A 23,679-nucleotide genomic window follows, 5' to 3' on the forward strand; every position below is an offset into this window, starting at 1 on the left:
GGCGGTGGGGGTGCGAGATCTCACCCGCGGCGCGCACGCCCTCGGGTCGCGCCGGGAGGCGCGCCCGCTACGGTGAGTCCGTGCACCTGTCCGCCGACTCCGCCCTGCGCACCGCCCGCCGTCTGCTCTCCCGTGCGCTCGTGGTCGCCGTCGCGGCGCCCGTCACGGTGGCAGGCGTGCTCGTCACCGCCGACGCGATCCGCAAGCGTCGCAACACGACCGAGGCGTCGTTCCCCCGCTCCTCCCCCGCCGACGTGGAGGTCGCGGGCACCACGACCACGGTCTTCACGTACGGCGAGGACGTGTACCGGGAGATGCTCGGGGCGATCCGCGAGGCGCAGCGCCGCATCCTGCTGGAGACGTACATCTGGAAGGCCGACGCGCTCGGCGAGGAGTTCAAGCAGGCGCTGGTCGAGGCGAGCGACCGCGGCGTCGAGGTGTTCGTCGTCTACGACGGGTTCGCCAACCTCGTCGTCCCGCAGTCGTTCTTCGACCTGCCGGAGCCGATCCACGTGATCCGCTACCCGGTGTTCCGCCCGGGCGTGCTCATGCTCAACGTGCGCAAGTCGGGCCGGGACCACCGCAAGATCCTCGTGGTCGACGACGAGATCGCTTTCGTCGGCGGGTACAACCTCGGAGCCCTGTACGCGACGCAGTGGCGGGACACGCACGTGCGCCTCGTGGGGCCGAGCGCGTGGGAGCTGCGCAACGCGTTCGTCGACTTCTGGAACGCGAACCGCAAGCCCGGCCAGCCGCTCCTCGCGGACCCGGGGTCGGTGCACTGGGAGCCGCGCCTGCGCGCGGCGCGCAACGCACCCGCGCACCTCGTCTTCCCGATCCGCGGCATCTACCTCGACGCGATCGACCGCGCGAGCTCGCACGTCTACATCACGCAGGCATATTTCATCCCCGACCGGGAGATCCTCGCGGCGCTCCTCGCCGCCGCCGCCCGCGGGGTCGACGTCCGCGTGCTGGTGCCCGAGCGCTCCAACCACGTGCTCGCCGACTGGCTCTCGCGCGGCCTGTACACGGCGCTGCTCAAGGGCGGGGTGCGCATCCACCTGTACCGGGACGCGATGGTGCACGCGAAGACGGCGACGATCGACGGCGCGTGGACGACGATCGGGACGGCGAACATCGACCGGCTCTCCCTGACGGGCAACTACGAGGTGAACCTCGAGATCACCGACCCCGGGGTGGCCGAGCAGATGGAGAAGGTGTTCGAGGTCGACCTGTCGAACTCGCGCGAGCTGACGCTCGCCGAGTGGGACTCCCGCTCGGTGGCGGCGAAGCTCAGCGAGGTCGTCCTGACGCCCCTGCGTCCGCTGCTCTGACGCGCGGGCCCGCACGGGTCACGAGTCCCGACCGGGCCCGGCGCGGGACCAGCGCCGCGTCAGTCGCAGTAGTGGGGAGCCTCGCCGCAGACGACGCCCTGCACCATGAGGACGAAGAACACCACGACGGCGGCGACGACCGCGAGGGCGAGGAGCACGCCCAGCACGATCGCGACGATCGCCCCGGGGTGCATCGTGCGAGGGCCGCCCGCGCCCGCGGGACGGTCCCGGACGTGCGGCGTCCACGCGCGCCCGTCGAACCACCGCTCGGCTCGCACGCCCCACGGGTCCGGATACCAGCCTGGCACCGGGGGGCCGCTCACCGGCCGGTCTCCGCGCGGGCGACGTCGGCCGCCTCCTCCTCGGGGCGCGGGGGCACGGTCTCGTCGGCCTCGAGCAGGGTCACCTCCCCGTACTCGGGGTGCTCGTCGCGCAGGGCCCGCGCCGCGGCGTCCGCGGTCCCGTCCAGGCTCCCCGCGGCGACGTCGAGCGCCTCGCCGGGCGCGAGGGGCCGGTACGCGTAGGTCCCGCCGGTGCGCTGCTCGCCGAGCAGACGGTCGACGAGGCCGTGCCCGGCCGCCGAGAGCAGGGCGTCGTGGATCGGGACGACGACGCGCGGGTCGAGCCCGCGCACGAAGTCGATCGTCTCGGCGAGCTTGAGCCACGGCGCGGCCACCGGTGCGAGGAGCACGTCGAGCCGCCTTCCCTCGAGCGCGGCGTCGTCGGGCGCGTCGAACGAGTCGCCCGGGTGCAGGAGCGTCGCGCCGTCCCCGCGGACGAGGTACGTCACGTTCGCGATCCGGGGCACGTCACGGTGGATCACCGCGTGCTGCCCGCCGCCGACCACGACCTCCAGCCCGCCGAGGTCCAGCCCGTCACCCGGCACGACCACGCGCGCCGACGCGCCCTCCGGCAGCGACGGCCGCAGCGCGGCGACGACCGCCTCGGGCCCCCACACCACGAGCCCGGGCCGCGCGGCGAGGGCGGCGCCGAGCGCGGCCGCGTCGACGTGGTCCGGGTGCTGGTGCGTGACGAGCACCGTGTCGGCGTCGCGCAGCGCGGTCGCCGCGTCACTGAACGTGCCCGGGTCGATCACGACGACCTGCCCGCCGTGGCGCACCGACACGCACGCGTGGCCGTGGAACGTGACTCGCATGGATCCTCCTCAGCTCACCCTGCCCGGCGCGACGGCCGTCGCCTCAGGCTGCCACCCCGATCACGAGAGCGCCCACCGCTCAGCCCACGACGAGGACCAGGTCGCCGCCCTCGAGCTGCTGCACCGCCCCGATCGCGACGCGCTGGACCGTGCCCGCGACGGGCGTCGTGATCGCGGCCTCCATCTTCATCGCCTCGACCGTGGCGACCGTCTGCCCCGCCTCGACGACGTCACCGGCCACGACGACCGGCGTCACCGCGCCCGCGAACGGCGCCGCGACCTGCCCGGGCTGCGACGGGTCCGCCTTCTCCGCCGTGCGCGCGTCGACGTCGACCGCACGGTCGCGCACCTGGATCGGGCGCAGCTGACCGTTGAGGGTGAACATCACCGTGCGCATGCCCCGCTCGTCGGGCGTCCCGATCGCCTCGAGCCCCACGAGCAGGCGCACGCCCTTGCCGAGCGCGACCGCGACCTCCTGGCCGGGCTCGAGCCCGTACAGGTACGTGGGGGTGTCGAGCACGGACACGTCGCCGTACGCCAGGCGCACCTGCTCGAACTCCTTGGTCGGGCCCGCGAACAGCAGGTGGTTCAGCCGCCGGCGCCGCACCTCCCCGGCCTGCGCGAGCTCGGCCTCGTCCTCCGACGAGAGCGGGGTCACGCCGCCGCGCGCGGCACGTCCGGCGAGCGCGCGCGAGCGGAACGGCTCGGGCCAACCCCCGGGCGGGTCGCCGAGCTCGCCGCCGAGGAACCCGATCACCGAGTCCGGGATGTCGAACGCCTGCGGGTAGGCCGCGAACTCCGCCGGGTCCGCGCCCGCCGCCACGAGGTGCAGCGCGAGGTCGCCCACGACCTTCGACGACGGCGTCACCTTCACCAGGCGCCCCAGGATGCGGTCCGCCGCGGCGTACATCGCCTCGATCTGCTCGAACTTGTCCCCCAGGCCCAGCGCGATCGCCTGCTGGCGCAGGTTCGACAGCTGCCCGCCCGGGATCTCGTGCTCGTACACGCGCCCCGTCGGCCCGGGCAGCCCCGACTCGAACGGCGCGTAGACGCGACGCACCGCCTCCCAGTACGGCTCCAGGTCCGCGACGGCGGTCAGCGACAGGCCCGTGTCCCGCTCGGTGTGCTCCAGGCCCGCGACGAGCGCCGACAGCGACGGCTGGCTCGTCGTGCCCGCCATGGCGGCGCTCGCGGCGTCCACCGCGTCCACGCCCGCGGCCGCCGCGGCGAGCAGCGTGGCCATCTGACCGCCGGACGTGTCGTGCGTGTGCAGGTGCACCGGCAGGTCGAAGCGCTCGCGCAGCGCGGTCACGAGGCGCGTCGCCGCCGCGGGGCGCAGCAGCCCCGCCATGTCCTTGATCGCGAGCACGTGCGCGCCGGCGCCGACGATGCGGTCCGCGAGGCGCAGGTAGTAGTCGAGCGTGTACAGGTCCTCGGCCGGGTCCAGCAGGTTGCCCGTGTAGCACAGCGCGACCTCCGCGACGGTCGTGCCCGTGGCGCGCACCGCCTCGATCGCGGGCCGCATCTGGTCGACGTCGTTGAGCGCGTCGAAGATGCGGAACACGTCGATGCCCGTCGCCGCGGCCTCCGCGACGAACGCCTCGGTGACGCGCGTCGGGTACGGCGTGTACCCGACCGTGTTGCGGCCGCGCAGGAGCATCTGGATCGCGAGGTTCGGCATCGCCTCGCGCAGCGTCGCGAGCCGCTCCCACGGGTCCTCGCCGAGGAACCGCAGCGCGACGTCGTACGTCGCCCCGCCCCACGCCTCGACCGACCACAGCTGCGGCGTCGCCCGCGCCACGTACGGCGCGACGGCGGCCAGGTCGTGCGTGCGCACGCGCGTCGCGAGCAGGGACTGGTGGGCGTCGCGGAACGTGGTGTCCGTGACCCGCAGCCGCTGCTCGCCCCGCAGGGCGCGCGCGAAGCCCTCGGGGCCCAGCTCGAGGAGCTGCTGGCGCGTCCCGGGCGGCGGCGCGACCGACAGGTCGACCGCGGGCAGCTTCGTCGCGGGGTCCGTCGTGCGCCGCGGCTCGCCGTGCGGGCGGTTGACCGTCGTGTCCCCCACGTACGCGAGCAGGCGCGTGCCCCGGTCGGCGCTCTCGCGCGCGGCCAGCAGCTCGGGCCGCTCGTCGATGAACGACGTCGCGACGTTGCCCGCGACGAACTCCGGGTCCGCGAGCACGGCCTGCAGGAACGGGATGTTGGTGCGGATGCCGCGGATGCGGAACTCGGCGAGGGCCCGCCGCGCGCGCCGCACCGCCGTCGGGAAGTCACGGCCGCGGCACGTCAGCTTGACGAGCATCGAGTCGAAGTGGCCCGACACGACGGACCCGGCCGTCGCCGTCGCGCCGTCGAGCCGCACCCCCGCCCCGCCCGGGGAGCGGTAGGCGATGATGCGGCCCGTGTCGGGACGAAACCCGTTCGCCGGGTCCTCCGTCGTGATGCGGGTCTGCAGGGCGGCGCCGTTGACGCGCACGTCCTCCTGCCGGATGCCCAGGTCCTCCAGCGTCTCCCCCGACGCGATGCGCATCTGCGCCGAGACGAGATCGACGTCGGTGACCTCCTCGGTCACGGTGTGCTCTACCTGGATGCGCGGGTTCATCTCGATGAACACGTGCTGCCCGGCGCGCTCCCCCACGGTGTCCACGAGGAACTCGACCGTGCCCGCGTTCTGGTACCCGATGTGCCGGGCGAACTTCACCGCGTCCGCGCACAGCGCGTCCCGGACCGCCGGGTCGAGGTTGGGCGCCGGCGCGATCTCGACGACCTTCTGGTGCCGGCGCTGCAGCGAGCAGTCCCGCTCGTACAGGTGCACGACGTTCCCTGCGCCGTCGGCGAGGATCTGCACCTCGATGTGCCGCGGGCGCAGCACCGCCTGCTCCAGGAACACCGTCGGGTCACCGAACGCGCCGTCGGCCTCGCGCATCGCGGCAGCCAGCGACTCGGGCAGGTCCTCCCGCGTGTCCACGCGGCGCATCCCGCGACCGCCGCCGCCGGCGACCGCCTTGACGAACACGGGGAACCCGATCGCGTCCGCCTCCGCGACGAGCTCGTCGACGTCCGACGACGGCTCGCTCGACGCGAGCACCGGCAGCCCGGCCTCGCGCGCGGCCTTGAGCGCGCGCACCTTGTTGCCCGCGAGCTCGAGCACCTCCGGCGGCGGACCGACGAACGTCAGCCCGGCATCCGCGCACGCGCGCGCCAGGTCGGGGTTCTCCGAGAGGAACCCGTACCCCGGGTAGACCGCGTCCGCCCCCGCCTCGCGCGCGACGCGCACGATCTCCTCGATGTCGAGGTACGCACGCACCGGGTGACCGGGCTCCCCGATGAGGTACGCCTCGTCGGCCTTGAGCCGGTGCTCGGAGTTGCGGTCCTCCTGCGGGAACACCGCGACGGTGCGGGCCCCCAGCTCGTAGGCGGCGCGGAACGCCCTGACGGCGATCTCCGCGCGGTTGGCGACCAGGACCTTCGAGAACACCGGCACTCCATCCGTCGACCGTGCGGCGCTGCCGGGGAGAGCGTGACGCGCCGCGTACCGGGCGATCCTCCCACGGCCCCACGGGGCAGGCCGTCGCACCGACTGTGACGTGCTCCACAGCCGGGTGTCACGGCGTCCGGCCTCGGCGGGCCCGGTGTTCCCCGCCCGCCTCAGGAGCCGGCGGCGCTCGCGGTCGTCAGCCGGCGGAGCGGGCCCGACGGCGCTGCGCGAGCTCGTCCTGCGGGCTCGCCGTCGTGTCGTCCTCGTCGTCGAGCGACTCGGTGGGCAGCTCGGCGAGCGTGCCCTCGACCTCGCGCCACACGCGCCCGACCGCGATGCCGAAGACGCCCTGACCACCCTGGACGAGGTCCACGACCTCGTCGGGGGACGTGCACTCGTACACGCTCGCCCCGTCGCTCATGAGGGTGATCTGCGCGAGGTCGTCGACGCCGCGCTCGCGCAGGTGCTCGACCGCCGTGCGGATCTGCTGCAGCGAGACCCCGGTGTCCAGGAGCCGCTTGACGACCTTGAGGACGAGGATGTCCCGGAAGCTGTACAGGCGGTGGGAGCCCGACCCCGAGGCGGGTCGCACGGTGGGCTCGACCAGCCCGGTGCGGGCCCAGTAGTCGAGCTGGCGGTAGGTGATGCCTGCGGCGCGGCACGCGGTCGGGCCGCGGTAGCCGGTCGTGGTGTCCTGCTCGGTGATGTCCTCCCCGAAGAGGAGGCCCTGCGCACCGTGGGGAACTGCCGCGCCGGCACCGACGCTCGCCTCACCGCTGCTGTTCACTGTCGCCTCCTGGGGTGATGTCCACGACCACGCTATGGGCGCCGTCGGGGGTCGTCAACGACCGACGACCCGAGCGTGCGGGCGTGTCGCGCCCGCACGTCCGGCGGTCCGGCCGCCCAACCCTCGACCTGAGGTCGAACGTCTGCCTTGTCCGTTGTGTCCGGAGGGCTGGTCCTCGCCCGACGGTCGGCCCGTCCCGCGCGGACCGCCCTCTACTCGTCCACCGAGAAGTCCTCCGGCTGGACGTGGTCCAGGAAGTCGCGGAACTTCTCGACCTCCTCCTGCTGCGCGACGTCGACGACCTCGACCCCCGCCGTCGCGACGACCTCCGCCGAGCACAGCACCGGGCTCCCGGTGCGCACCGCGACGGCGATGGCGTCCGAGGCGCGCGAGTCGAGCCGGACCCCGTTGCTCAGGACCAGCTCGGCGAAGAAGATGCCGCCGTCGAGCGCGACGATCTCCGCCCGCTCCAGGCGCACCCCGACGGCGTCGAGGAGGTCCCGCAGCAGGTCGTGGGTCATGGGCCGCGGTGTCGGCAGGCCTGCCTGCGCCATGGCGATCGCGCTCGCCTCCCGTGGTCCGATGACGATCGGCACGACGAGCTCGGACGCGTCGTCGAGCAGCAGCACCACGATCTCCTGGTCGCGCTGCTGCTGACGGACCCCCAGCACCTCGACGGGGACCATCGGGACGTCGTCGCTCACCACTCCACGGTACGTCGCCCTCCGTCATCCGGCAGGGGTTGAGGCCCGTCTCGTCCGGGTGCCTCGCGGGACCGGGGAACCGGTGCGACGGTCAGCGCGTGAGGTCGTCGATCCCCTGGCGCACGAACACCGTGTGCAGCTGCGCGCACAGCTCCCCGACCTCCGAGGCCACGGTGCCGGCGTGGGCGCGGGCGGACGCGCTCTGCTGCCCGCGCCACGGGGAGACGACCTGGTGCACGAGGCTCACGTGCCGGTCGGCGGCGGTGCGCAGGGAGCGCAGGTGCCGCGGCTCGATGCCGTACTCCGACAGGCCGGCGGCCAGCACGACCACGTCGAGCGAGCGCGCGTCGAGCTGGCCTCCGGGCGCCTGGCGCAGCACGCCGGCCTCGATGAGCCCCTCGACGAGGTCGCGCTCCACCCCCGCCGCGGACACGAGCGCGTCCACCGTGTACCGCTGGCGGACGGTCGCCGAGCCGGGTTCGCCGTCGTTCGTCGCCAGGCGCGGGGCGAGGACCTCGACCTCGGTGCCGGCGTCGAGCGCGGCGAGGCGCTCCTTGATGACCTTGAGCGGCAGGTACCGGTCGCGCTGCTCGACGAGCACGAACCGCAGCCGCTCGACGTCCGCGGGGCTGTACTGGCGGTAGCCCGACGCGGTGCGCACGGGCTCGATGAGGCCCTGCTCCTCGAGGAAGCGCAGCTTGGAGTGGCTGACGTTCGGGAACTCGGCCCGCAGCGCGCGCAGCACGTCGGAGATGCGCATGGTCGCGCGGCGCGAGATGCCCTGCGGCCACGGCTCCGTGCCGTCGGGGGGCTCGGGGACCGTGGCGTGCGCCGCGCCCGTCGAGGCGTTCACGACCGGGGGGCCGTGCCGCCCGCCGGTGCCCCCGCGTGCGGGCTGGCGTGGAACGTGAGCCGGTACTTGCCGATCTGCACCTCGTCGCCCGTCGAGAGCGCGACGGCGTCGATGCGGCTGCGGTTCACGTACGTGCCGTTGAGCGACCCGACGTCGCGCACGAGGAAGTGCTCGCCCTCGCGCACGAACTCGGCGTGCTTGCGCGAGACGGTGACGTCGTCGAGGAAGATGTCCGCGCGCTCCGACCGGCCGGCGACGGTGCGCTCGGCGTCCAGGAGGAAGCGGGACCCCTGCCCGGGACCGCGCTGCATGATGAGCAGGGCGGAGTGGCGCGGCAGGGCCGCGACCGCGGCGTGCTCCTCGGGGCTCAGGCCGCCGGGCTGCACGCCCTCCTCGATCGGGGCCTCGATCCGGCCGAAGCTGACCGTCGTGTCGCTACCCGCCCGGTTCGGCACCTCAGGACCGCCTGGGACACTCATCTCGCCTCCTCGGGGCTCACGCACGTCGTGCTCGACCTCGGAACACCGCACCGCGGGGCCGTGGCCCCGCCGCGCGGGAATCGTGCTCGAAAACTACTACACCCGCAGGTCACGCGGTGCGCGCGACCCACGGTCGTCCCAACCTACCCCGGCCTGCGGGGATGCGGGAAGCCGCGGTCACTCGTCGGCCGGGACCGGGGTGGCGTACTGCGGCGCAGCGGGCTCGACGGTCGCGGCGACCTCGACCCGGTCCTGCTGGGTGATCGTCGTGCGCGCACCGTCGGCGCGCAGCGACGCCATCGCGCCGCCGGGGATCTCGAGGGCCGTCTCGAGCGTGGACGGGTCGCCGATCACGTTCCACCGGTACGGCGAGGAGATCGTCTGCCCGTCGACGACGACGCCCTCGGCAGAGTCCTCGAAGTAGCTGCTCGCCACGAGACGGACCCCGTTGACCTCCATCGCCTCCGCGCCCGCGTTGCGCAGCTCCTCGAGCACGTTGAAGAGCGAGAACGCGTCGAGCGCCTCCGCGCCCTCGACGACCTCGATCTCGACGCCCGGGCCCTCCGCGGGGAGCCGACCGGACAGGATGCCGAGCGTCTCGGCCTGCTGCTCGGCGAGCTCGAGCGCCGCGCGCTCGCGCCCGGTCCCCGACTGCAGCTCGTCGCGCGTCGACTCGAGCGAGGAGACCTGGTCCTCGAGCTCGCCGGAACGCTGCGTCACGTCGTCGAGCAGGCGCACGAGGTCGCTCTGGCGCAGGGACGAGAGCTGGTCCTCCTGCGTCTGGCTCACCTGGACCACGAGCGCGAAGCCGAGGAGCGCGCACAGGACGCCGACGACGATCTGGGACCGGGACGCGCGGGGGCGCAGCGCGCGGCCGAGCCCGCGCAGGCCCCGCGGTTCCGGCCGGGTGGGGGCGCCGTGGCGGCCCACGGCGCCGATCGTCCCGGTCGTCGCGGGCGGCTCCGCCGGCGACGACGCGTCGGTGCTGGCGGAGCCGCCGGTGGTCGTGTCGTCGTGCGGCGGGGCGGGGTGCGGTGCGTCGGCCGCGGCGAAGGGGGCGCGGTCCGGGGTCTCCGGGTCCTCGTCGCTGTTCTCCGGCGGTGCGGTGCCGGTCGGGTCGTCCTCGGGCTCCTCGCCCGTCACGGGGGTCGAGGGCTCGCCGCGCTCGTCGTCGACCGAGGAGTCGTCGCCGATCGCGTCGTCCTGGTCGGTGTCCCGGTCCGCTGCCCCGCTAGCGGCGTCGGGCTCGCGCGCGGGACCGTCGGTCGGGGCGTCGTCCTCGACGCCGGTCGCGTCCGGCGCGCCGTCGACCGCATCGCCGGTGCCCGCGTGCGCGGCGGCGGGCTCTTCCTGGCCCTCGGGCTGACGCTCGGGCTCGCTGTCCGCCTCGACGGCGCCCTCGTCCGGGTCCGCGGGGGACGGCCGGGCGGTCGCGGCGTCGCCGGCGGTCCGCCGGGCGGTCGGGTCCGTGGTCTCGTGGGCGTCGTCCGGGGCGGGGTCCGGCGTCACGTCGTCGGTGGCCGCGTCGCGCGGGTCCTGGGGGTCGCGGGTCACGCTCACGCCTTGAAGATGTGGCGCCGGATCGCGGCGGCGTTGGAGAAGATGCGGATGCCGAGCACGACGACGACGGCGGTGGAGAGCTGGCTCCCGACGCCGAGCTGGTCGCCGAGGAAGACGATGAGGGCGGCGACGACGACGTTCGAGAGGAACGAGACGAGGAAGACCTTGTCGTCGAACAGCCCGTCGAGCCGGGCCCGCAGGCCCCCGAACAGCGCGTCGAGCGCGGCCACGACGGCGATCGGCAGGTAGGGCTGCAGCGACACGGGCACGGTGGGTTGCAGGACGAGGCCCGCGACGATGCCCACCACCAGTCCGACGACTGCGATCATTCGACGATCTCCTGCCCTGTCTCGTGCGGTTCCGGGCCCGTCCCGAACCCGTCGGTCGTGCCGTCCGTCGTGCCGTCGGTGCTCCCGGCGGGCGTGTCGGAGTCTACGGTCGCCGCCGGGGCCTTCGCGAAGAACAGCGTGGGCGCGGGCCGGCCGGGCAGGTCGAGGCGGCTCTGCGTCGTCACGCTCGACCGGATGCCGTACTGGGTGCCCAGGATCTGCAGGTAGTCCGACGTGCCGGAGCGCAGGAGCGAGGTGCGCAGGGAGTCCGGGTCCCCGATCGCCTCGACCCGGTACGGGCCGACGAGGGGCTGCAGGTCGACGAGCACCGCGTCCCCGGCGGAGCGGATCGCCGAGAGCCCGGTGAGTCGCTGGTCGTTGATCGCGACCGCCTCCGCGCCGCCGGCCCAGAGCGCGTTGACGACGCGCTGCAGGTCGGAGTCGTGCACGAGCGAGCTCGAGTCCACGGTGTCGGAGGACAGGCCGCCGCTCGTGTCGTCGAGCGTGACGACGACGCCCTGGCCCTCGACCGCCTGCGTGCCGGTCAGCGCGCCCTCCGCCTGGAGTCCCTGCAGCACGTCGGCGCTCGCGCCGCTGAGCGCCGCGCCCTGGAGCTGCTCGATCTCCGCGGACAGCTCCGCCCCGCGGGCGGCGAGCTCCTCCGCGGCGCCCTGCCGGTCGAGGATCTCCTGCTCCAGGGTCTCGCGCGCCGCGATGACGCCCGGTTGCGGGGCGCGCAGCTCGACGGCCGCCGCCGTCGTCACGACTCCGAGCGCGACCGCGAGGGCGACGAGGACCAACGTGCCGGTGCGACCACGGTGCGGCGCCCGCCCGGCGGCCCGGCGCGCCGCGGCGTCCGCGTACCCGGGGTCGAGCGGGCGGTGCATGACCTCGTTGAGGAGCGTCATCGACGCGTCGACGGGGGCGCGGCGCGCGGCGCCACCCGGGTCCTGACGGTTCTCGCTCACGGCGCCTCCCGCGTCGTCGTGCCGGTCTCGTCGCCCTCCGCGGCGGCCGCCCGGTCGCGGACCACGAGCGAACGGGTCTGCAGCACGTACTGCGCGCCCGCGAGCCAGTACAGCCCCACGCCCCACCAGGTGAACGCCCACCCGGTGACCGCGGCGACGTCGCCCAGCCAGCCCGGCATCTCGGCCAGGAGCAGGAGCGGGAACGCGTACAGCAGCGCGAACGTCCCGGCCTTGCCCGCGAAGCTCACCGGCAGGGGCCCGTACCCGTGGCGCGCCAGCAGCGGCAGGAGACCGGCGAGGAGCAGGTCGCGTCCCACGATGACCACGACGAGCCACACGGGCACGACGTCGCGCCACGCGAGCCCCAGGAGGGTGACGAGGATGAAGAGCCGGTCCGCGGCCGGGTCGAGCATCTGCCCGAGGCGGCTCACCTGGTCCAGGCGCCGCGCGAGGACGCCGTCGAGCCAGTCCGACGCCCCCGACACCGCGAGCACGACCAGCGCCCACACGTCGTCGCCGCGCACGATGAGGACCGCGAACACGGGCACGAGGAGCAGCCGGAGGAGGCTGATGACGTTCGGGACGGTCAGGACGCGGGAGCTGACCTGCTGCCCTGCTGACACACCCACCGCCCCGTGCTCACGTCGCGCCGTCGCGGCGACCTGCCGCGCGCGGACCATCCTACGTACCGGGCCCGCGCACCCGGGCCCTCATTTCGCGGCGCGGCGCCCGCGGCGGGCGGAAATCACCCGTTTCGTCCGTCGTGCCCGGCGACCGGGTGGCGGCCGCGGTGAGGGAGGTCACCGGGGCCGGCCCGCGAGCCCGCCGCGACCTCCGGTAGGATGGGCACACCTCTGGAGTTCGTCGCTCGTCCCGCGTGTGTCCGTGAGAGCGGCCGTCCCCCTCGATCGTCCCTGATCGTCCTGGTGGCCGGCCTGGTGTGTTCGGGAGTGCGACCTGCGAGAACCGTCCTGGTGACCGCACGCCACTCCACACCCCGAAACGAACGGTCCTCACCCCTTCATGACTGCTGACGTCCTCGCGCCCTCGCACGCCCTCGACCAGTCCGCCGACGCCCCCGAGCGCGCGGAGCGCACGCGCCCCGAGCCGGCCGCTCCCGCCGGTCCCGTCTTCGCCGACCTCGGCCTGCCCGCTCCCCTCGAGCGCGCCGTCGCCGACCTCGGCTTCGTCACCCCGTCCGCGATCCAGGCCGAGGCCATCCCGGCGCTCCTCGCCGGCCGCGACATCACCGGCGTCGCGCAGACCGGCACCGGCAAGACCGCCGCGTTCGGCCTCCCGCTGCTCGCCGCGATCGACCCGTCCCTGCGCCGCGTGCAGGCCGTCGTCCTGACCCCGACGCGCGAGCTGGCCATGCAGGTCGCCGACGCCGTCGAGTCGTTCGCGACCCACCTGCCCAAGGTCGACGTCGTCGCCGTGTACGGCGGCTCGCCCTACCAGCCGCAGCAGCGGGCGCTCGCGGCCGGCGCGCAGGTCGTCGTCGGCACGCCCGGGCGCGTCATCGACCACATCGAGCGCGGCACCCTCGTGCTCGACGACGTGCGCTTCCTCGTCCTCGACGAGGCCGACGAGATGCTGCGCATGGGCTTCGCGGAGGACGTCGACACGATCTTCTCCCGCGCCCCGCGCGAGCGTCAGGTCGCCCTCTTCTCCGCGACGATGCCCGCCCCGATCCGCCGCGTCGCGAACGAGCACCTCACCGACCCGGTCGAGATCGCCGTCGCCCGCCAGTCCTCCACGGTGACGAGCGTGCGCCAGACGTACGCCGTCGTCCCGTTCCGGCACAAGACCGGCTCGCTCGTGCGCGTCCTCGCCACCTCCGACGCCGAGGCCGCGATCGTGTTCACCCGCACGCGCGGCGCCGCCGAGGAGGTCGGGTCCGCGCTCGTCGAGCGCGGCATCTCCGCCGCCACCATCTCGGGCGACGTCGCGCAGAAGGAGCGCGAGAAGATCGTCGAGCGCCTGCGCTCCGGCGCGCTCGACGTCCTCGTCGCGACCGACGTCGCCGCGCGCGGCCTCGACGTGGACCGCATCGGCCTCGTCGTGAACTTCGACCTGCCGGGCGAGCCCGAGGCGTACGTGCACCGCATCGGCCGCACCGGCCGTGCCGGACGCACCGGCGAGGCCCTGAGCTTCGTCACCCCGCACGAGCGGGGCCGTCTGCGCGCCATCGAGCGCACGACCCGCACCCCGCTGCAGGAGATCGAGATCCCCTCCCCCGCGGACGTGTCCGCGCACAAGGTCCGCACCCTCCTCGGCCAGGTCCCGGCCCGCCAGGAGGCCGGCCGCCTGTCCATGTACGCCGACATGGTGCGCACCTTCCTCGCCGAGCACGACGTCGACCCGGTCGACCTCGCGGCGGCCATGGCGGCGCTCGCGGTCGGCGACGACGGCCCCCGCGCCCGCGAGGAGCAGGAGCGGTTCGAGGCCGAGCGCGCCGCCGCGCGCGAGCAGGCGAAGGCACGCCGCACCGAGCGCACGGGCGAGCGCCCGCGCGGCGAGCGCGCGTCGGGCCGCCGCGAGGGCGACGGCACGCGCGGCATCCGCCGCGACGCCGTCGGGACCCGCTACCGCCTGTCCGTGGGCCACAAGGACGGCGTGATGCCCGGCGGGATCGTCGGCGCGCTGACGAACGAGGCCGGCCTGGCCGGGTCGGACGTCGGCAAGATCGACATCTTCCCGTCGTTCTCCCTCGTGGACATCACCGCGCCGCTCGACGCGGAGACCATGGACCGCATCTCCCGTGCCCGGGTCGCCGGGAAGGCGCTGCGCATCCGCGTGGACGAGGGCGCGCCCGCCTCGCGCGGCCCGCGCGGCGGTCACGGCCCGTCGGGCCGTCGCGACGAGCGTCGCGACCGCTTCGACCGCGCCGACGACCGGGGCGAGCGCAAGCCCCGTCATCGCACGGCGTACTGACGCACCCGCGTCGCCGTCGGCGACGCGAGCAGAGGGACGGCCCCGGATCCGCTGGATCCGGGGCCGTCCGTGTTCTGCCCCTGTGCCGTCGCGCGTCAGGTCCGCGGGCCCTCGTGCGCCTCGCCGTGCGCCTGGACCAGTGCCGCCAGGCGGCGCGCCTCCGCGTCCCCGCGCGCGCCGTCGGCCCGTTGGATCCCCATGACGGCGAGCGTCGACCCGTCCGCGAGGTCCAGGCGCACCCACGCGTCGCCGGAGCCGAACCGGACGGACACGACCTGCGCCCACTCGAGCTCACGCGTGTAGATGACGTTGCGCACCCGCAGCCCCTCGCGCGTCGGGACAGCGTGCACGCCCCCCAGGCGCCACAGCAGCCACGCCGCGAACAGGGCGAACGCGGCCAGCGAGAGGCGGTTCACCCACGACGTGCCGAGCGGGCCCGTCGCCGACAGCCCGACGACGACGCACCCGCCGACCACGACGACACCCGTCGCCCACGCCGACACCAGGCCGAACCGGGGCCGGAACGGCCGGTAGGGGTCGTCGTGGCGCTCCCCCGGCAGGCCAGGATCAGGGAACGGGTCGGTGCTCATGCCGCCACCGTCTCACACCCGCACGACGCCCACCGGCGCCGCGCCCCGGGGCGAGCGGTGTCAGAGGCGGGACGCGTGGATCCGGGTGACGAGGATCGCACGCGCACCCACGTCGTACAGGGCGTCCATGACCTGGTTCGTCTGGTCGCGACGCACCATCGCCCGCACCGCCGCCCAGTCGCGGTCGTGCAGCGGCGACACCGTCGGCGACTCCAGGCCCGGCGTGATCGCGACCGCACGCTCCACGAGCGACACCGGCACGTCGTAGTCCATGAGGACGTACTGGCGCGCCGTGAGCACGCCCTGCAGGCGCCGGCTCAGCACCTCCACCCCCGCCGGGACGTCCGCCTCCGCGACCGCGCGCGGACGGATCAGCACCGCCTCCGACACGAGGATCGGGTCGCCGAACACCTCCAGGCCCGCGCCCCGCAGCGTCGTGCCCGTCGAGACGACGTCCGCGACGACGTCCGCCACCCCGAGCTGCACCGCCGACTCCACCGCGCCGTCCAGGTGCACGACCGTGGCCTCCACCCCGTGCGAGCGCAGGTGCCCCTCGACCAGCACCTCGTACGACGTCGCGACGCGCAGCCCCTGCACCTGCTCCAGCGACGTCACCGTGCCCGCCGGGGCCGCGTACCGGAACGTCGACCCCCCGAACCCGAGCTGCATGTGCTCCACCGCGTCCGCGCCCGAGTCCAGCAGCAGGTCGCGGCCCGTGATCCCCACGTCGACCGTGCCCGACCCCACGTACACGGCGATGTCGCGCGGGCGCAGGAAGAAGAACTCGACATCGTTGTCCGGGTCGGCCAGCACCAGCTCGCGCGAGTCACGACGCTGGCGGTACCCCGCCTCGCGCAGCATCTCGACGGCGGGCTCGGACAGGGACCCCTTGTTGGGGACGGCGATACGCAGCATGACAGGACCTTCGTTCAGGGGATCGGGCAAGGAGCGGGGAACAGCAGGGACGTGCGAGGGGCGAGCGGCGCTCGCGGCCGGGAGCGGGGACGCTCACCGGCACGGCCGCTCACAGATGCTCGTACACGTCCTGCAGGCTCAGACCCTTCGCCAGCATGAGGACCTGCAGGTGGTAGAGGAGCTGGGAGATCTCCTCCGCCGTCTTCACGTCGCCCTCGTACTCGGCGGCCATCCACACCTCGGCGGCCTCCTCGACCACCTTCTTCCCGATCGCGTGCACGCCGGCGTCCAGCTCCGCGACCGTGCCGGAACCGGCAGGTCGCGTCGTGGCCTTCTCGGACAGCTCCGCGAACAGGGACTCGAACGTCTTCACGCGCCCAGGGTATCCGCCGCCCGGGCAGGGCCGGGGCGCGGTCCGCCCAGCGGGCACGCCCCGACCCGGTCCGTCACAGGTCGCGCAGCGCCACCACCGTCGCGACCGCCGCCTCCGCGGCCTCCGCACCCTTGTCCTCGCGCGACCCCTCCAGCCCCGCCCGGTCCAGAGCCTGCTGCTCGTCGTCGCACGTCAGCACGCCGAACCCCACCGGCACCCCCGTCCGCACGCTCACGTCCGTCAGACCCGACGTCGCCGCCTGGCACACGTACTCGAAGTGCGGCGTCCCCCCACGGATCACCACCCCCAGCGCCACCACCGCGTCCGCGCCGTGCTCCACCGCGCGCGCCGCCGCCACCGGCAGCTCGAACGACCCCGGCACCCGCACCACGCTCACGTGCGACACGTTCGCCGCCGCCAACGCCCGGCGCGCACCCGCCAGCAACCCGTCCATCACCTCCGTGTGCCAGCTCGCCGCGACCACCGTCACCCGCAGCCCCGACCCGTCCACGCTGATCGACGGCGCACCTGCCCCGCTCATCCCTCGTCCTCCTTCGACTCCTCGGCACCGGACCCGTCGTCCGGCCCTCCCCGGGCAGCCCCGTCCGGGACCGCCACCGTGTCCAGCAGATGACCCATCGCCACCTTCTTCGTCACCAGGTACGCCCGGTTGTGCTCACCGTGACCCACCTCGATCCGCTCCGTCCCCACCACGTCGATGCCCGAGGCCACCAGCCCCGTCACCTTCGCCGGGTTGTTCGTCAGCAACCGCACCCGCGACAGCCCCAGGTCCGCCAGGATCGCCGCCGCCGCCCCGTACTCCCTGCGGTCCACGGGCCACCCCAGCTCCAGGTTCGCCTGCACCGTGTCCAGACCCGCGTCCTGCAGCTCGTACGCCCCGATCTTCGCCAGCAACCCGATGCCACGCCCCTCGTGCCCCCGCAGGTACACCACCGCACCGCCCTCCGCCGCGACCCGCCCCATCGCCGCCTGCAGCTGCGGACCGCAGTCGCACCGCAACGACCCGAACGCGTCCCCCGTCAGGCACTCCGAGTGCACCCGCACCACCGGCACCACCTCCGGCCCCACGGCGCTCGCGGCCTCCGCACCGGCCTCACCGCGGTCTACCGAGCCGGCCGGGGCGACCGCAGGAACGAGAGCGACGTGCTCCGCCCCCGTCCGCAGGTCCCGGTACCCCACCACCCGGAACCGGCCGTGCGCCGTCGGAAGCTCCGCCGAGGCGGTCCGGTGCACCCGCCGCGCCAGCGCCTCACGGTCCGGCACCTCCACAGCCGCCGCCGGTGCCGGGTCGTGCACGCGCCGCCACGCCACCAGGTCCGCGATCGTGAGGAGCACCAGCCCGTCACGCTCCGCCAGGGCCGCCGCGTCCCCCAGCCGCATCATCGTCCCGTCGTCGTGCACCAGCTCCGCGATGCCCCCGACCTCGCCCCTCCCCGCCAGGCGCACCAGGTCCACCGCCGCCTCCGTGTGCCCCGCACGGTGCAGCACACCCCCCGGCACCGCCCGCAACGGCAGCACGTGACCCGGCCGGATCAGGTCCACCGGACCCGACGCCGGATCCGCCAGCACCCGCAACGTCCGCGCCCGGTCCTCCGCCGAGATCCCCGTCGTCACCCCCGTCGCCGCGTCCACCGTCACCGTGTACGCCGTGCGCCGCGGATCCTGGCTGTGCGGCACCATCAACGGCAGCTCCAGCGCGTCCGCCCGCGACGCCGGCATCGGCGCGCACAGGTACCCCGACGAGTGCCGGATCGTCCACGCCACCCACTCCGCCGACACCCCCTGCGCCGCGAACACCACGTCCGCCTCGTTCTCCCGGTCCGGCGAGTCCGCCACCAGCACCGGCCGCCCCGCCCGGATCTCCGCCAGCGCCTCCTCGACCGACCCCAGGCGCACGCCCCCCGACCCCTCCGGCACGGCGGCGCTCGCGGACGGCGCGCGTCCGCCCGTCACGACGCGCTCCCGGAGGTGGTGCCGGCACCGGAGCCCGACTGGAGCAGGCGCTCGACGTACTTCGCGAGCACGTCCACCTCGAGGTTCACCCGGTCGCCCGGGACGAGCCCGCCGAGGATCGTCGCCTCGAGCGTCGTCGGGATGAGGGAGACGCCGAACGTCCCGCCGTCCACCCGCGTCACCGTCAGCGACACCCCGCTCACCGCGATCGAGCCCTTCTCCGCGACGTATCGCGTCAAGCCCGCAGGCGCCGAGAACACCAGGTCGTCCCAGCGCTCGCCCGGGTCGCGGCTCACCAGCGTCCCCACACCGTCCACGTGACCCTGCACCACGTGACCCCCCAGCCGCGCGTCCGCCCGCACCGCACGCTCCAGGTTCACCGGCGAGCCCGCCACGAGGTCGCCCAGGGCGGTCCGGCGCAGCGACTCCGGCATCACGTCCGCCGTGAACGACCCGTCGCCGCCCAGGCCCGTCACCGTCAGGCACACCCCGTTGACCGCGATCGAGTCCCCCGGCGCCGCGTCCGACGTGGCGAGCGGCCCCTCCACCGTGAGCACCGCATCCGCTCCCTCGCCGCCCGGGAACCCGACGTCCCGAACCTTCCCGATCTCCTCCACGATCCCCGTGAACATCAGCCGACCCGTCCTTCCGTGCTCGTCCTGGACACCACCAGCGCGTCGTCCCCGACCCGCCTCACCTCGACCGTGCGGAACCGGTGCGCGTCGGCGATCGTCGCCACGCCCAGCCCGTCCACGACCCGCCGACCGCTCCCCAGCAGCACCGGGGCCACGTACGCGTGCAGCTCGTCCACCACGCCCGCCGCGAGGAATGCCGTCGCGAGCGTCGGGCCGCCCTCCACGAGCACGTGCCGCACCTCGCGCTCCCCGAGCCGTTCCAGCACGTGCCCGACGTCGCGCGTCAGCAGGTGCAGCAGCTCGCCGCCCTCCCCGCGCACGCGCGCCGCCGGCGGGATCCCCCGCAGCCCGACGACGACCCGCAGGGGCTGGTGCGCCGCGAGGGCCTCGGCGCTCGCGGCGTCGTGCGTGCGCACCCGTGCGGTGAGCGCCGGGTCGTCCGTGAGGAGCGTGCCCGTGCCGACGACGATCGCGTCGACCTCGGCGCGCACGCGGTGCGCGTGCTCGCGGGCCGCCGGCCCGGTGATCCAGCGGCTCGTGCCGTCCTCGGCCGCGACGTACCCGTCGAGCGTCGTCGCCGTCTTGAGCGTCACGTACGGCGTACCGCGTCGCACGGACGTCAGCCACACCCGGAGGAGCTCCTCGCCCTCGGCGGCGCGCAGGCCGCGCACGACGCGCACCCCGGCCGCGCGCAGGCGGTGCGCACCACCCGTCGCCACGGGGTTCGGGTCGTCGACGGCGTGCACGACCTCGGCCACCCCCGCGGCCACGAGCGCGTCCGCGCACGGCCCCGTGCGGCCGGTGTGGGCGCACGGCTCGAGCGTCACGACGGCGGTCGCGCCGGTGACGTCGACGCCGCGCGCCCGGGCGTCCGCGAGGGCGGCGGCCTCGGCGTGCGGCGTCCCCGCACCTGTGTGGTATCCCTCGGCGAGGACCGGCCGCGGGTGCGGGTCCACCGAGTCGGGCGCGGCGCCGTCGGGCAGGGCAGGGCCGTGCGGGGCGGGCCCCAGCAGGACGCAGCCGACCCGGGGGTTGGGTCCGTGCGCGGGTCCGCGTCCCGCGAGCTCGAGCGCGCGCGTCATCGCGGCGTCGATCGTCAGGGTCCTGGGGTGCTCGCCCATCGTCCTCCTCCCGGGCACGCGTGCTCCGGGGTGAGGGCGGGCGGCGGGGTCAGGCCTGGACGGGCCCGACGGCGTCGCTCACCACGGCGAGGCCGTCGCCGTCACGGACGGGTGCTCCGACGGGTCGCCGGAGCACCACGCCCAGGCGTGGCCGCGCCGCACGTGCTTCCTCCCATCCGGACTGTCACCGTCGGTCCTGGAGTTCCACCAGGTCAACCGCGCGTGGGCGCGGGTCGCGGACTGTCACCGCCGGCTCGGAATTGCACCGACCCCGGAGCACGTTCGTGCGTACTGCTGCTTCCAACCGAGCATGCTACTCGCGCATTCCCCGGGGCCCGCCTGTCCGCCTGCCGAGCAGACGTGACCGAACGACCCCTCCCCTCCGTGCTGTGTGGTGACCGGCCTCGGTAGGTCGGGGTCGTCATGACCGCTTGGCACACTATTTTTGTCGCTACGAGAGAGGGAGCCCGAAGTGCGGGCTCCCTCTCGGCCGGTCGTCAGTGTGCGTGCGCCGACGCCTCCGCCAGCTCGCGCAGCGCCTGGATCTCACCCGGCACGCTCTCCGCCCCGTACACCGCCGACCCGGCGACGAAGACGTTGGCCCCCGCGTCGGCCGCCCGCTCGATGGTCGTGCGCGACACTCCCCCGTCGACCTGGATCCACACGTCCAGCCCGGACTCACTCACGGCCTCGCGCGCCCGTCGGATCTTCGGGAGGGTCCCTTCGATGAACGACTGCCCGCCGAAGCCCGGCTCGACCGTCATGACGAGGATCATGTCGACCTCCGCCAGGAGGTCCAGGAAGGGCTCCACGGGCGTCGCAGGGCGCAGCGCGAGGCCTGCACGGGACCCGAGGCGCCGGAGCTCGCGTGCGAGCCGCACAGGGGCGGCAGCGGCCTCGGCGTGGAACGTCACCGACGCGGCACCCGCCTCCGCGTACGCCGGCGCCCAGCGGTCCGGGTCCTCGATCATGAGGTGCGCGTCGATCGGCACCGGCGACACCTGCGCCAGGCGCTCGAACACCGGCAGCCCGAGCGTGAGGTTCGGCACGAAGTGGTTGTCCATGACGTCGACGTGCGCGTAGTCCGCCGTCGAGATGGCGTTCAGGTCGCGCTCGAGGTTCGCGAAGTCGGCGGACAGGATGCTCGGTGCGATGAGGGCTGCCATGGCTCCAGCCTAGGGTGCCTCCGCCCGCCCCCGACGCTCGTAGGCTCGTCCCGTGAGCAGCCTCCCCTCCCCCGGCACCCGACGCCCACCTGCGCCGACAGGGCCGACAGGGCCGACACCGGTCCCCGCGGGCGTCCGGGTGCGCGCCGCCACGCGGGCCGACCTCGGCCGCGTCGCCGCGATCGCCGCGCCCTTCGTCCGCGACACGTGCGTGACGTTCGAGGAGGAGGTCTGGGACGTCCCCGCGTGGGAGCGCAAGCTCGACGACGTCACCGCTCGCGGCCTGCCGTTCCTCGTCGCCGAGGTCGACGGGCCGCCAGGTCCGGACGGCACGGGCCACCCGGTGGTCGCTGGCTACGCCTACGCGTCCGCATGGCGCCCGAAGCCCGCGTACCGACACACCGCCGAGGACACGATCTACCTCGACCCCGACCACACCGGGCACGGGATCGGCACCGCGCTGCTGGGCGCGCTGCTCGACGCGTGCGTCTCCGCAGGCGTCCGGCAGGTCGTCTCGGTCGTCGCCGACGTCCCCGAGGCGGCGGGCTCGCTCCCCCTCCACCGGCGCTTCGGCTTCGTCGAGACCGGCCGCCTCACCGCCGTCGGCTTCAAGCACGGCCGCTGGGTCGACACGATCCTGCTCCAGCGCTCCCTCTGACCCGGCGACGAGACCCTCACAGCCCGCCCGACGCGCCGAGGTAGAGGCGTGGTCGTGCCGTCGGGCACGACCAGGGCTCTACCTCGGCGAGCCGGGATCAGGCGAGGATGCCTCGGCGGAGGTCGGTGGTGCGCTGCTCGACGGTGCGCCAGGCGTGGCGGCTCACGCCGGGGTGGGCGTCGCGGTCGACGTCCGCGAGCGCCGCGAGGAGTGCGTCGAGGGTCTGGGTGACGGCGCGCTGGGCGCGGCGTCGGGGCAGGCCCCAGGTGGTGCCTTCGGTGACGAGGTGGTCGGCGGTGAGGCGGTCCATGTCGCGTTCTCCGGCGACGTCCATGGCGAAGACGCGGGAGGCGTGGTCGTGGTGGAGGTGCATGGAGACGTCGTAGGCGGGGGCGAGGCGGACGGTGCCGTCGGCGTGGCGGAGGACGGAGATGTTCTTGGCGTGGGCGTCGGTGTTGCCGAGGGCGAGGTTGAAGGTGGTGAGGGCGAGGAGGGGGTCGGGGCGGGTGCCGTCGTCGCGGAGGGTGCGGGCGATGGCGGCGAGGGAAGGGAAGCGGCGTCCGTGCTGGAACTTGCGTTCGGGGTCGCGGGTGTTGATGCCGAGGGCCTGGGCGGCGTCTTCCTGGTGGAGGCGGGCGGTGCCGCTGGGTTCGCGGGGGTCGGGGATGCGGTCGTAGCGGGTGACGACGATGGCGCGTTCGCCGTCGAACTCGGTGACGTGCGCGTCGACGGTGGTGAGGCCGACGCGGCGGGCGAGGTCGAGGGCGGCGGCTTCGGTGTTGACGAGGTCGGCGGTGGGTGAGTCGGAGGGGCGGGCGACCTTGAGGATGTGGGTGGTGGGGGCGGATCCGTGGGGGCGGGCCCAGCCGTGCTCGTCGTGGAGGAGGGTGATCTTGGGTTCCATGCCGGGCAGGGAGCTGGTGAGGTGCTTGCTTCGTCCGACGCCGCCGAATCGCGCGACGCCTTCTCGAAGGAGCCTGGCGACCGCGGCGTCGTCGAGCCGTTCGGCGGGAACGGATCGATGGCCGGCTTGGCCTGGAGGGCGCAGCTCTACGGCCCCGATGGTGTCGCCTGCGTACGCCGTGAAGAACGAGAGGTGGTCCTCGGGGTCGACGGCGGCTTCCATGGCCATCTGGTCGCGGGCGCGGCCCTCGGGCATGAGCCCGTCGAGCCATGCGGTGGCCCGGGCGGGGTGTGGTGGTTCGTCGGGTTCCATCGGGAGGAGGTGGGACAGCGTTCGCGCGCCGATCCCCCACCGTTCGTAGGCCTCGTCTGTCCATGTGAGGTCGACGCGATCGTCTCGTCGTCGCGTGAAGCGCCCGGCGTGAGTCCCGTAGAGCCAGAGGTCGAGCTCCTCGGCCCGTCTCACGATCGGTCCTCGAGGCGGAGGGAGATGTCGAGGTGGTCGAGGACCTCGAAGAGCCGGGTGATGTAGAGGTTGTCGACGCCGTTCTCGAGCTCGGAGAGATACTGGCGAGTGATTCCGAGGTCGTCGGCGAGCTCCGCCTGAGTGATGCCCTGCGCTCGCCGTACCCTGCGGACGGCCGCGCCGATGTCGCGCGCGCTCCGGGCGCCCGTCCAGTGTCCTGTCATCGCGTCTTCCCTCCTGCCAGCGAACCATGTCCGACTATCATGACACGGACTTCCGCCGAATATCCTGACAAA

At 74.4% G+C, this 23,679-nt stretch carries 24 protein-coding genes and 1 riboswitch; of the genes, 3 read left to right on the forward strand and 21 right to left on the reverse strand.

What is annotated here, in order from left to right; translation table 11 throughout:
* The first annotated feature begins 80 nt into the window (after positions 1 to 80).
* Positions 81 to 1,334 (forward strand): phospholipase D-like domain-containing protein, encoded by a 1,254-nt coding sequence (locus ABRQ22_RS09020; protein WP_353709288.1) that lies wholly within the window; start codon positions 81 to 83, stop codon positions 1,332 to 1,334.
* 59 nt (positions 1,335 to 1,393) lie between these two features.
* Here ABRQ22_RS09020 and ABRQ22_RS09025 read toward each other — a convergent pair whose 3' ends face one another.
* The 11 genes from ABRQ22_RS09025 to ABRQ22_RS09075 form a co-directional block, all read right to left on the reverse strand.
* Entirely contained in the window at positions 1,394 to 1,657 is a 264-nt protein-coding gene (locus ABRQ22_RS09025; RefSeq protein ID WP_253049417.1) for a DUF2510 domain-containing protein, read from the reverse strand.
* Positions 1,654 to 2,490: an MBL fold metallo-hydrolase gene (locus ABRQ22_RS09030; protein ID WP_353709289.1), complete on the reverse strand. Its 837-nt coding sequence runs from the start codon at positions 2,488 to 2,490 to the stop codon at positions 1,654 to 1,656. The genes ABRQ22_RS09025 and ABRQ22_RS09030 overlap by 4 nt, the downstream gene beginning before the upstream one ends.
* Positions 2,491 to 2,569: 79 nt before the next feature.
* Complete coding sequence (locus ABRQ22_RS09035) at positions 2,570 to 5,968, reverse strand: pyruvate carboxylase (protein WP_353709290.1); 3,399 nt, start codon at positions 5,966 to 5,968, stop codon at positions 2,570 to 2,572.
* A 196-nt stretch (positions 5,969 to 6,164) separates the two neighbouring features.
* Positions 6,165 to 6,755: a MerR family transcriptional regulator gene (locus ABRQ22_RS09040; RefSeq protein ID WP_253049411.1), complete on the reverse strand. Its 591-nt coding sequence runs from the start codon at positions 6,753 to 6,755 to the stop codon at positions 6,165 to 6,167.
* Positions 6,756 to 6,967: 212 nt separating this feature from the next.
* On the reverse strand, positions 6,968 to 7,441 hold the full coding sequence (locus ABRQ22_RS09045; protein ID WP_024839673.1) for a bifunctional nuclease family protein: 474 nt from the start codon (positions 7,439 to 7,441) through the stop codon (positions 6,968 to 6,970).
* A gap of 109 nt (positions 7,442 to 7,550) precedes the next feature.
* Positions 7,551 to 8,312, reverse strand: coding sequence for a MerR family transcriptional regulator (locus tag ABRQ22_RS09050; RefSeq protein WP_353709291.1), 762 nt, complete (start codon positions 8,310 to 8,312; stop codon positions 7,551 to 7,553).
* Entirely contained in the window at positions 8,309 to 8,791 is a 483-nt protein-coding gene (locus tag ABRQ22_RS09055) for an FHA domain-containing protein (RefSeq protein ID WP_047234767.1), read from the reverse strand. The genes ABRQ22_RS09050 and ABRQ22_RS09055 overlap by 4 nt, the downstream gene beginning before the upstream one ends.
* A 177-nt stretch (positions 8,792 to 8,968) precedes the next feature.
* Positions 8,969 to 10,351, reverse strand: a complete 1,383-nt coding sequence (locus tag ABRQ22_RS09060) for a DUF881 domain-containing protein (protein WP_353709292.1) — start codon at positions 10,349 to 10,351, stop codon at positions 8,969 to 8,971.
* Positions 10,348 to 10,680 carry a small basic family protein gene (locus ABRQ22_RS09065; RefSeq protein WP_021483549.1) on the reverse strand — a complete coding sequence of 111 codons (333 nt, stop codon included), beginning with the start codon at positions 10,678 to 10,680 and terminating at the stop codon, positions 10,348 to 10,350. The genes ABRQ22_RS09060 and ABRQ22_RS09065 overlap by 4 nt, the downstream gene beginning before the upstream one ends.
* On the reverse strand, positions 10,677 to 11,648 hold the full coding sequence (locus tag ABRQ22_RS09070; protein WP_353709293.1) for a DUF881 domain-containing protein: 972 nt from the start codon (positions 11,646 to 11,648) through the stop codon (positions 10,677 to 10,679). Before ABRQ22_RS09070 ends, ABRQ22_RS09065 begins: the two co-directional genes overlap by 4 nt.
* Positions 11,645 to 12,271, reverse strand: coding sequence for a CDP-alcohol phosphatidyltransferase family protein (locus ABRQ22_RS09075; RefSeq protein WP_253050704.1), 627 nt, complete (start codon positions 12,269 to 12,271; stop codon positions 11,645 to 11,647). Before ABRQ22_RS09075 ends, ABRQ22_RS09070 begins: the two co-directional genes overlap by 4 nt.
* A gap of 400 nt (positions 12,272 to 12,671) precedes the next feature.
* Here ABRQ22_RS09075 and ABRQ22_RS09080 point away from each other — a divergent pair, with 400 nt between their 5' ends.
* Positions 12,672 to 14,582, forward strand: a complete 1,911-nt coding sequence (locus ABRQ22_RS09080) for a DEAD/DEAH box helicase (RefSeq protein ID WP_353709294.1) — start codon at positions 12,672 to 12,674, stop codon at positions 14,580 to 14,582.
* A gap of 95 nt (positions 14,583 to 14,677) precedes the next feature.
* Here ABRQ22_RS09080 and ABRQ22_RS09085 read toward each other — a convergent pair whose 3' ends face one another.
* The 8 genes from ABRQ22_RS09085 to rpe form a co-directional block, all read right to left on the reverse strand.
* Positions 14,678 to 15,172 (reverse strand): PH domain-containing protein, encoded by a 495-nt coding sequence (locus ABRQ22_RS09085; RefSeq protein ID WP_253049401.1) that lies wholly within the window; start codon positions 15,170 to 15,172, stop codon positions 14,678 to 14,680.
* Between the two features lie 60 nt (positions 15,173 to 15,232).
* Positions 15,233 to 16,087, reverse strand: coding sequence for an ATP phosphoribosyltransferase (gene hisG, locus ABRQ22_RS09090; protein WP_253049399.1), 855 nt, complete (start codon positions 16,085 to 16,087; stop codon positions 15,233 to 15,235).
* Positions 16,088 to 16,196: 109 nt separating this feature from the next.
* Complete coding sequence (locus ABRQ22_RS09095; protein WP_024839663.1) at positions 16,197 to 16,460, reverse strand: phosphoribosyl-ATP diphosphatase; 264 nt, start codon at positions 16,458 to 16,460, stop codon at positions 16,197 to 16,199.
* A gap of 73 nt (positions 16,461 to 16,533) precedes the next feature.
* Positions 16,534 to 17,001 (reverse strand): 6,7-dimethyl-8-ribityllumazine synthase, encoded by a 468-nt coding sequence (gene ribH, locus ABRQ22_RS09100; protein WP_253049397.1) that lies wholly within the window; start codon positions 16,999 to 17,001, stop codon positions 16,534 to 16,536.
* Positions 16,998 to 18,377, reverse strand: a complete 1,380-nt coding sequence (gene ribB / locus ABRQ22_RS09105) for a 3,4-dihydroxy-2-butanone-4-phosphate synthase (protein ID WP_353709530.1) — start codon at positions 18,375 to 18,377, stop codon at positions 16,998 to 17,000. The genes ribH and ribB overlap by 4 nt, the downstream gene beginning before the upstream one ends.
* A 53-nt stretch (positions 18,378 to 18,430) precedes the next feature.
* Positions 18,431 to 19,066: a riboflavin synthase gene (locus ABRQ22_RS09110; RefSeq protein WP_353709295.1), complete on the reverse strand. Its 636-nt coding sequence runs from the start codon at positions 19,064 to 19,066 to the stop codon at positions 18,431 to 18,433.
* Positions 19,066 to 20,190: a bifunctional diaminohydroxyphosphoribosylaminopyrimidine deaminase/5-amino-6-(5-phosphoribosylamino)uracil reductase RibD gene (gene ribD / locus ABRQ22_RS09115; protein ID WP_353709296.1), complete on the reverse strand. Its 1,125-nt coding sequence runs from the start codon at positions 20,188 to 20,190 to the stop codon at positions 19,066 to 19,068. The genes ABRQ22_RS09110 and ribD overlap by 1 nt, the downstream gene beginning before the upstream one ends.
* Positions 20,191 to 20,348: 158 nt before the next feature.
* A riboswitch (FMN riboswitch) is annotated at positions 20,349 to 20,474 on the reverse strand.
* Positions 20,475 to 20,687: 213 nt separating this feature from the next.
* Entirely contained in the window at positions 20,688 to 21,356 is a 669-nt protein-coding gene (rpe, locus tag ABRQ22_RS09120; RefSeq protein WP_353709297.1) for a ribulose-phosphate 3-epimerase, read from the reverse strand.
* Positions 21,357 to 21,408: 52 nt separating this feature from the next.
* Here rpe and ABRQ22_RS09125 point away from each other — a divergent pair, with 52 nt between their 5' ends.
* Positions 21,409 to 22,014, forward strand: a complete 606-nt coding sequence (locus tag ABRQ22_RS09125; protein ID WP_353709298.1) for an N-acetyltransferase family protein — start codon at positions 21,409 to 21,411, stop codon at positions 22,012 to 22,014.
* Between the two features lie 97 nt (positions 22,015 to 22,111).
* Here the strand turns inward: ABRQ22_RS09125 and ABRQ22_RS09130 are convergent, their stop codons facing one another.
* Positions 22,112 to 23,383, reverse strand: a complete 1,272-nt coding sequence (locus ABRQ22_RS09130) for a HipA domain-containing protein (protein WP_353709299.1) — start codon at positions 23,381 to 23,383, stop codon at positions 22,112 to 22,114.
* Positions 23,380 to 23,607 (reverse strand): helix-turn-helix transcriptional regulator, encoded by a 228-nt coding sequence (locus tag ABRQ22_RS09135; protein WP_253049387.1) that lies wholly within the window; start codon positions 23,605 to 23,607, stop codon positions 23,380 to 23,382. The genes ABRQ22_RS09130 and ABRQ22_RS09135 overlap by 4 nt, the downstream gene beginning before the upstream one ends.
* Positions 23,608 to 23,679: the final 72 nt, after the last annotated feature.

Source organism: Cellulosimicrobium sp. ES-005 (assembly GCF_040448685.1).
Classification (GTDB): domain Bacteria; phylum Actinomycetota; class Actinomycetes; order Actinomycetales; family Cellulomonadaceae; genus Cellulosimicrobium; species Cellulosimicrobium cellulans_G.

Bases quoted from the DNA above. Each gene is read 5' to 3' on its own strand.
- ABRQ22_RS09030 (WP_353709289.1), bottom strand. From the start codon at position 2,490: ATGCGAGTCACGTTCCACGGCCACGCGTGCGTGTCGGTGCGCCACGGC.
- ABRQ22_RS09045 (WP_024839673.1), bottom strand. From the start codon at position 7,441: ATGGTCCCCGTCGAGGTGCTGGGGGTCCGTCAGCAGCAGCGCGACCAG.
- ABRQ22_RS09055 (WP_047234767.1), bottom strand. From the start codon at position 8,791: ATGAGTGTCCCAGGCGGTCCTGAGGTGCCGAACCGGGCGGGTAGCGAC.
- ABRQ22_RS09065 (WP_021483549.1), bottom strand. From the start codon at position 10,680: ATGATCGCAGTCGTCGGACTGGTGGTGGGCATCGTCGCGGGCCTCGTC.
- ABRQ22_RS09080 (WP_353709294.1), top strand. From the start codon at position 12,672: ATGACTGCTGACGTCCTCGCGCCCTCGCACGCCCTCGACCAGTCCGCC.
- ABRQ22_RS09085 (WP_253049401.1), bottom strand. From the start codon at position 15,172: ATGAGCACCGACCCGTTCCCTGATCCTGGCCTGCCGGGGGAGCGCCAC.
- hisG (WP_253049399.1), bottom strand. From the start codon at position 16,087: ATGCTGCGTATCGCCGTCCCCAACAAGGGGTCCCTGTCCGAGCCCGCC.
- ribH (WP_253049397.1), bottom strand. From the start codon at position 17,001: ATGAGCGGGGCAGGTGCGCCGTCGATCAGCGTGGACGGGTCGGGGCTG.
- ABRQ22_RS09110 (WP_353709295.1), bottom strand. From the start codon at position 19,066: ATGTTCACGGGGATCGTGGAGGAGATCGGGAAGGTTCGGGACGTCGGG.
- ribD (WP_353709296.1), bottom strand. From the start codon at position 20,190: ATGGGCGAGCACCCCAGGACCCTGACGATCGACGCCGCGATGACGCGC.
- rpe (WP_353709297.1), bottom strand. From the start codon at position 21,356: ATGGCAGCCCTCATCGCACCGAGCATCCTGTCCGCCGACTTCGCGAAC.
- ABRQ22_RS09135 (WP_253049387.1), bottom strand. From the start codon at position 23,607: ATGACAGGACACTGGACGGGCGCCCGGAGCGCGCGCGACATCGGCGCG.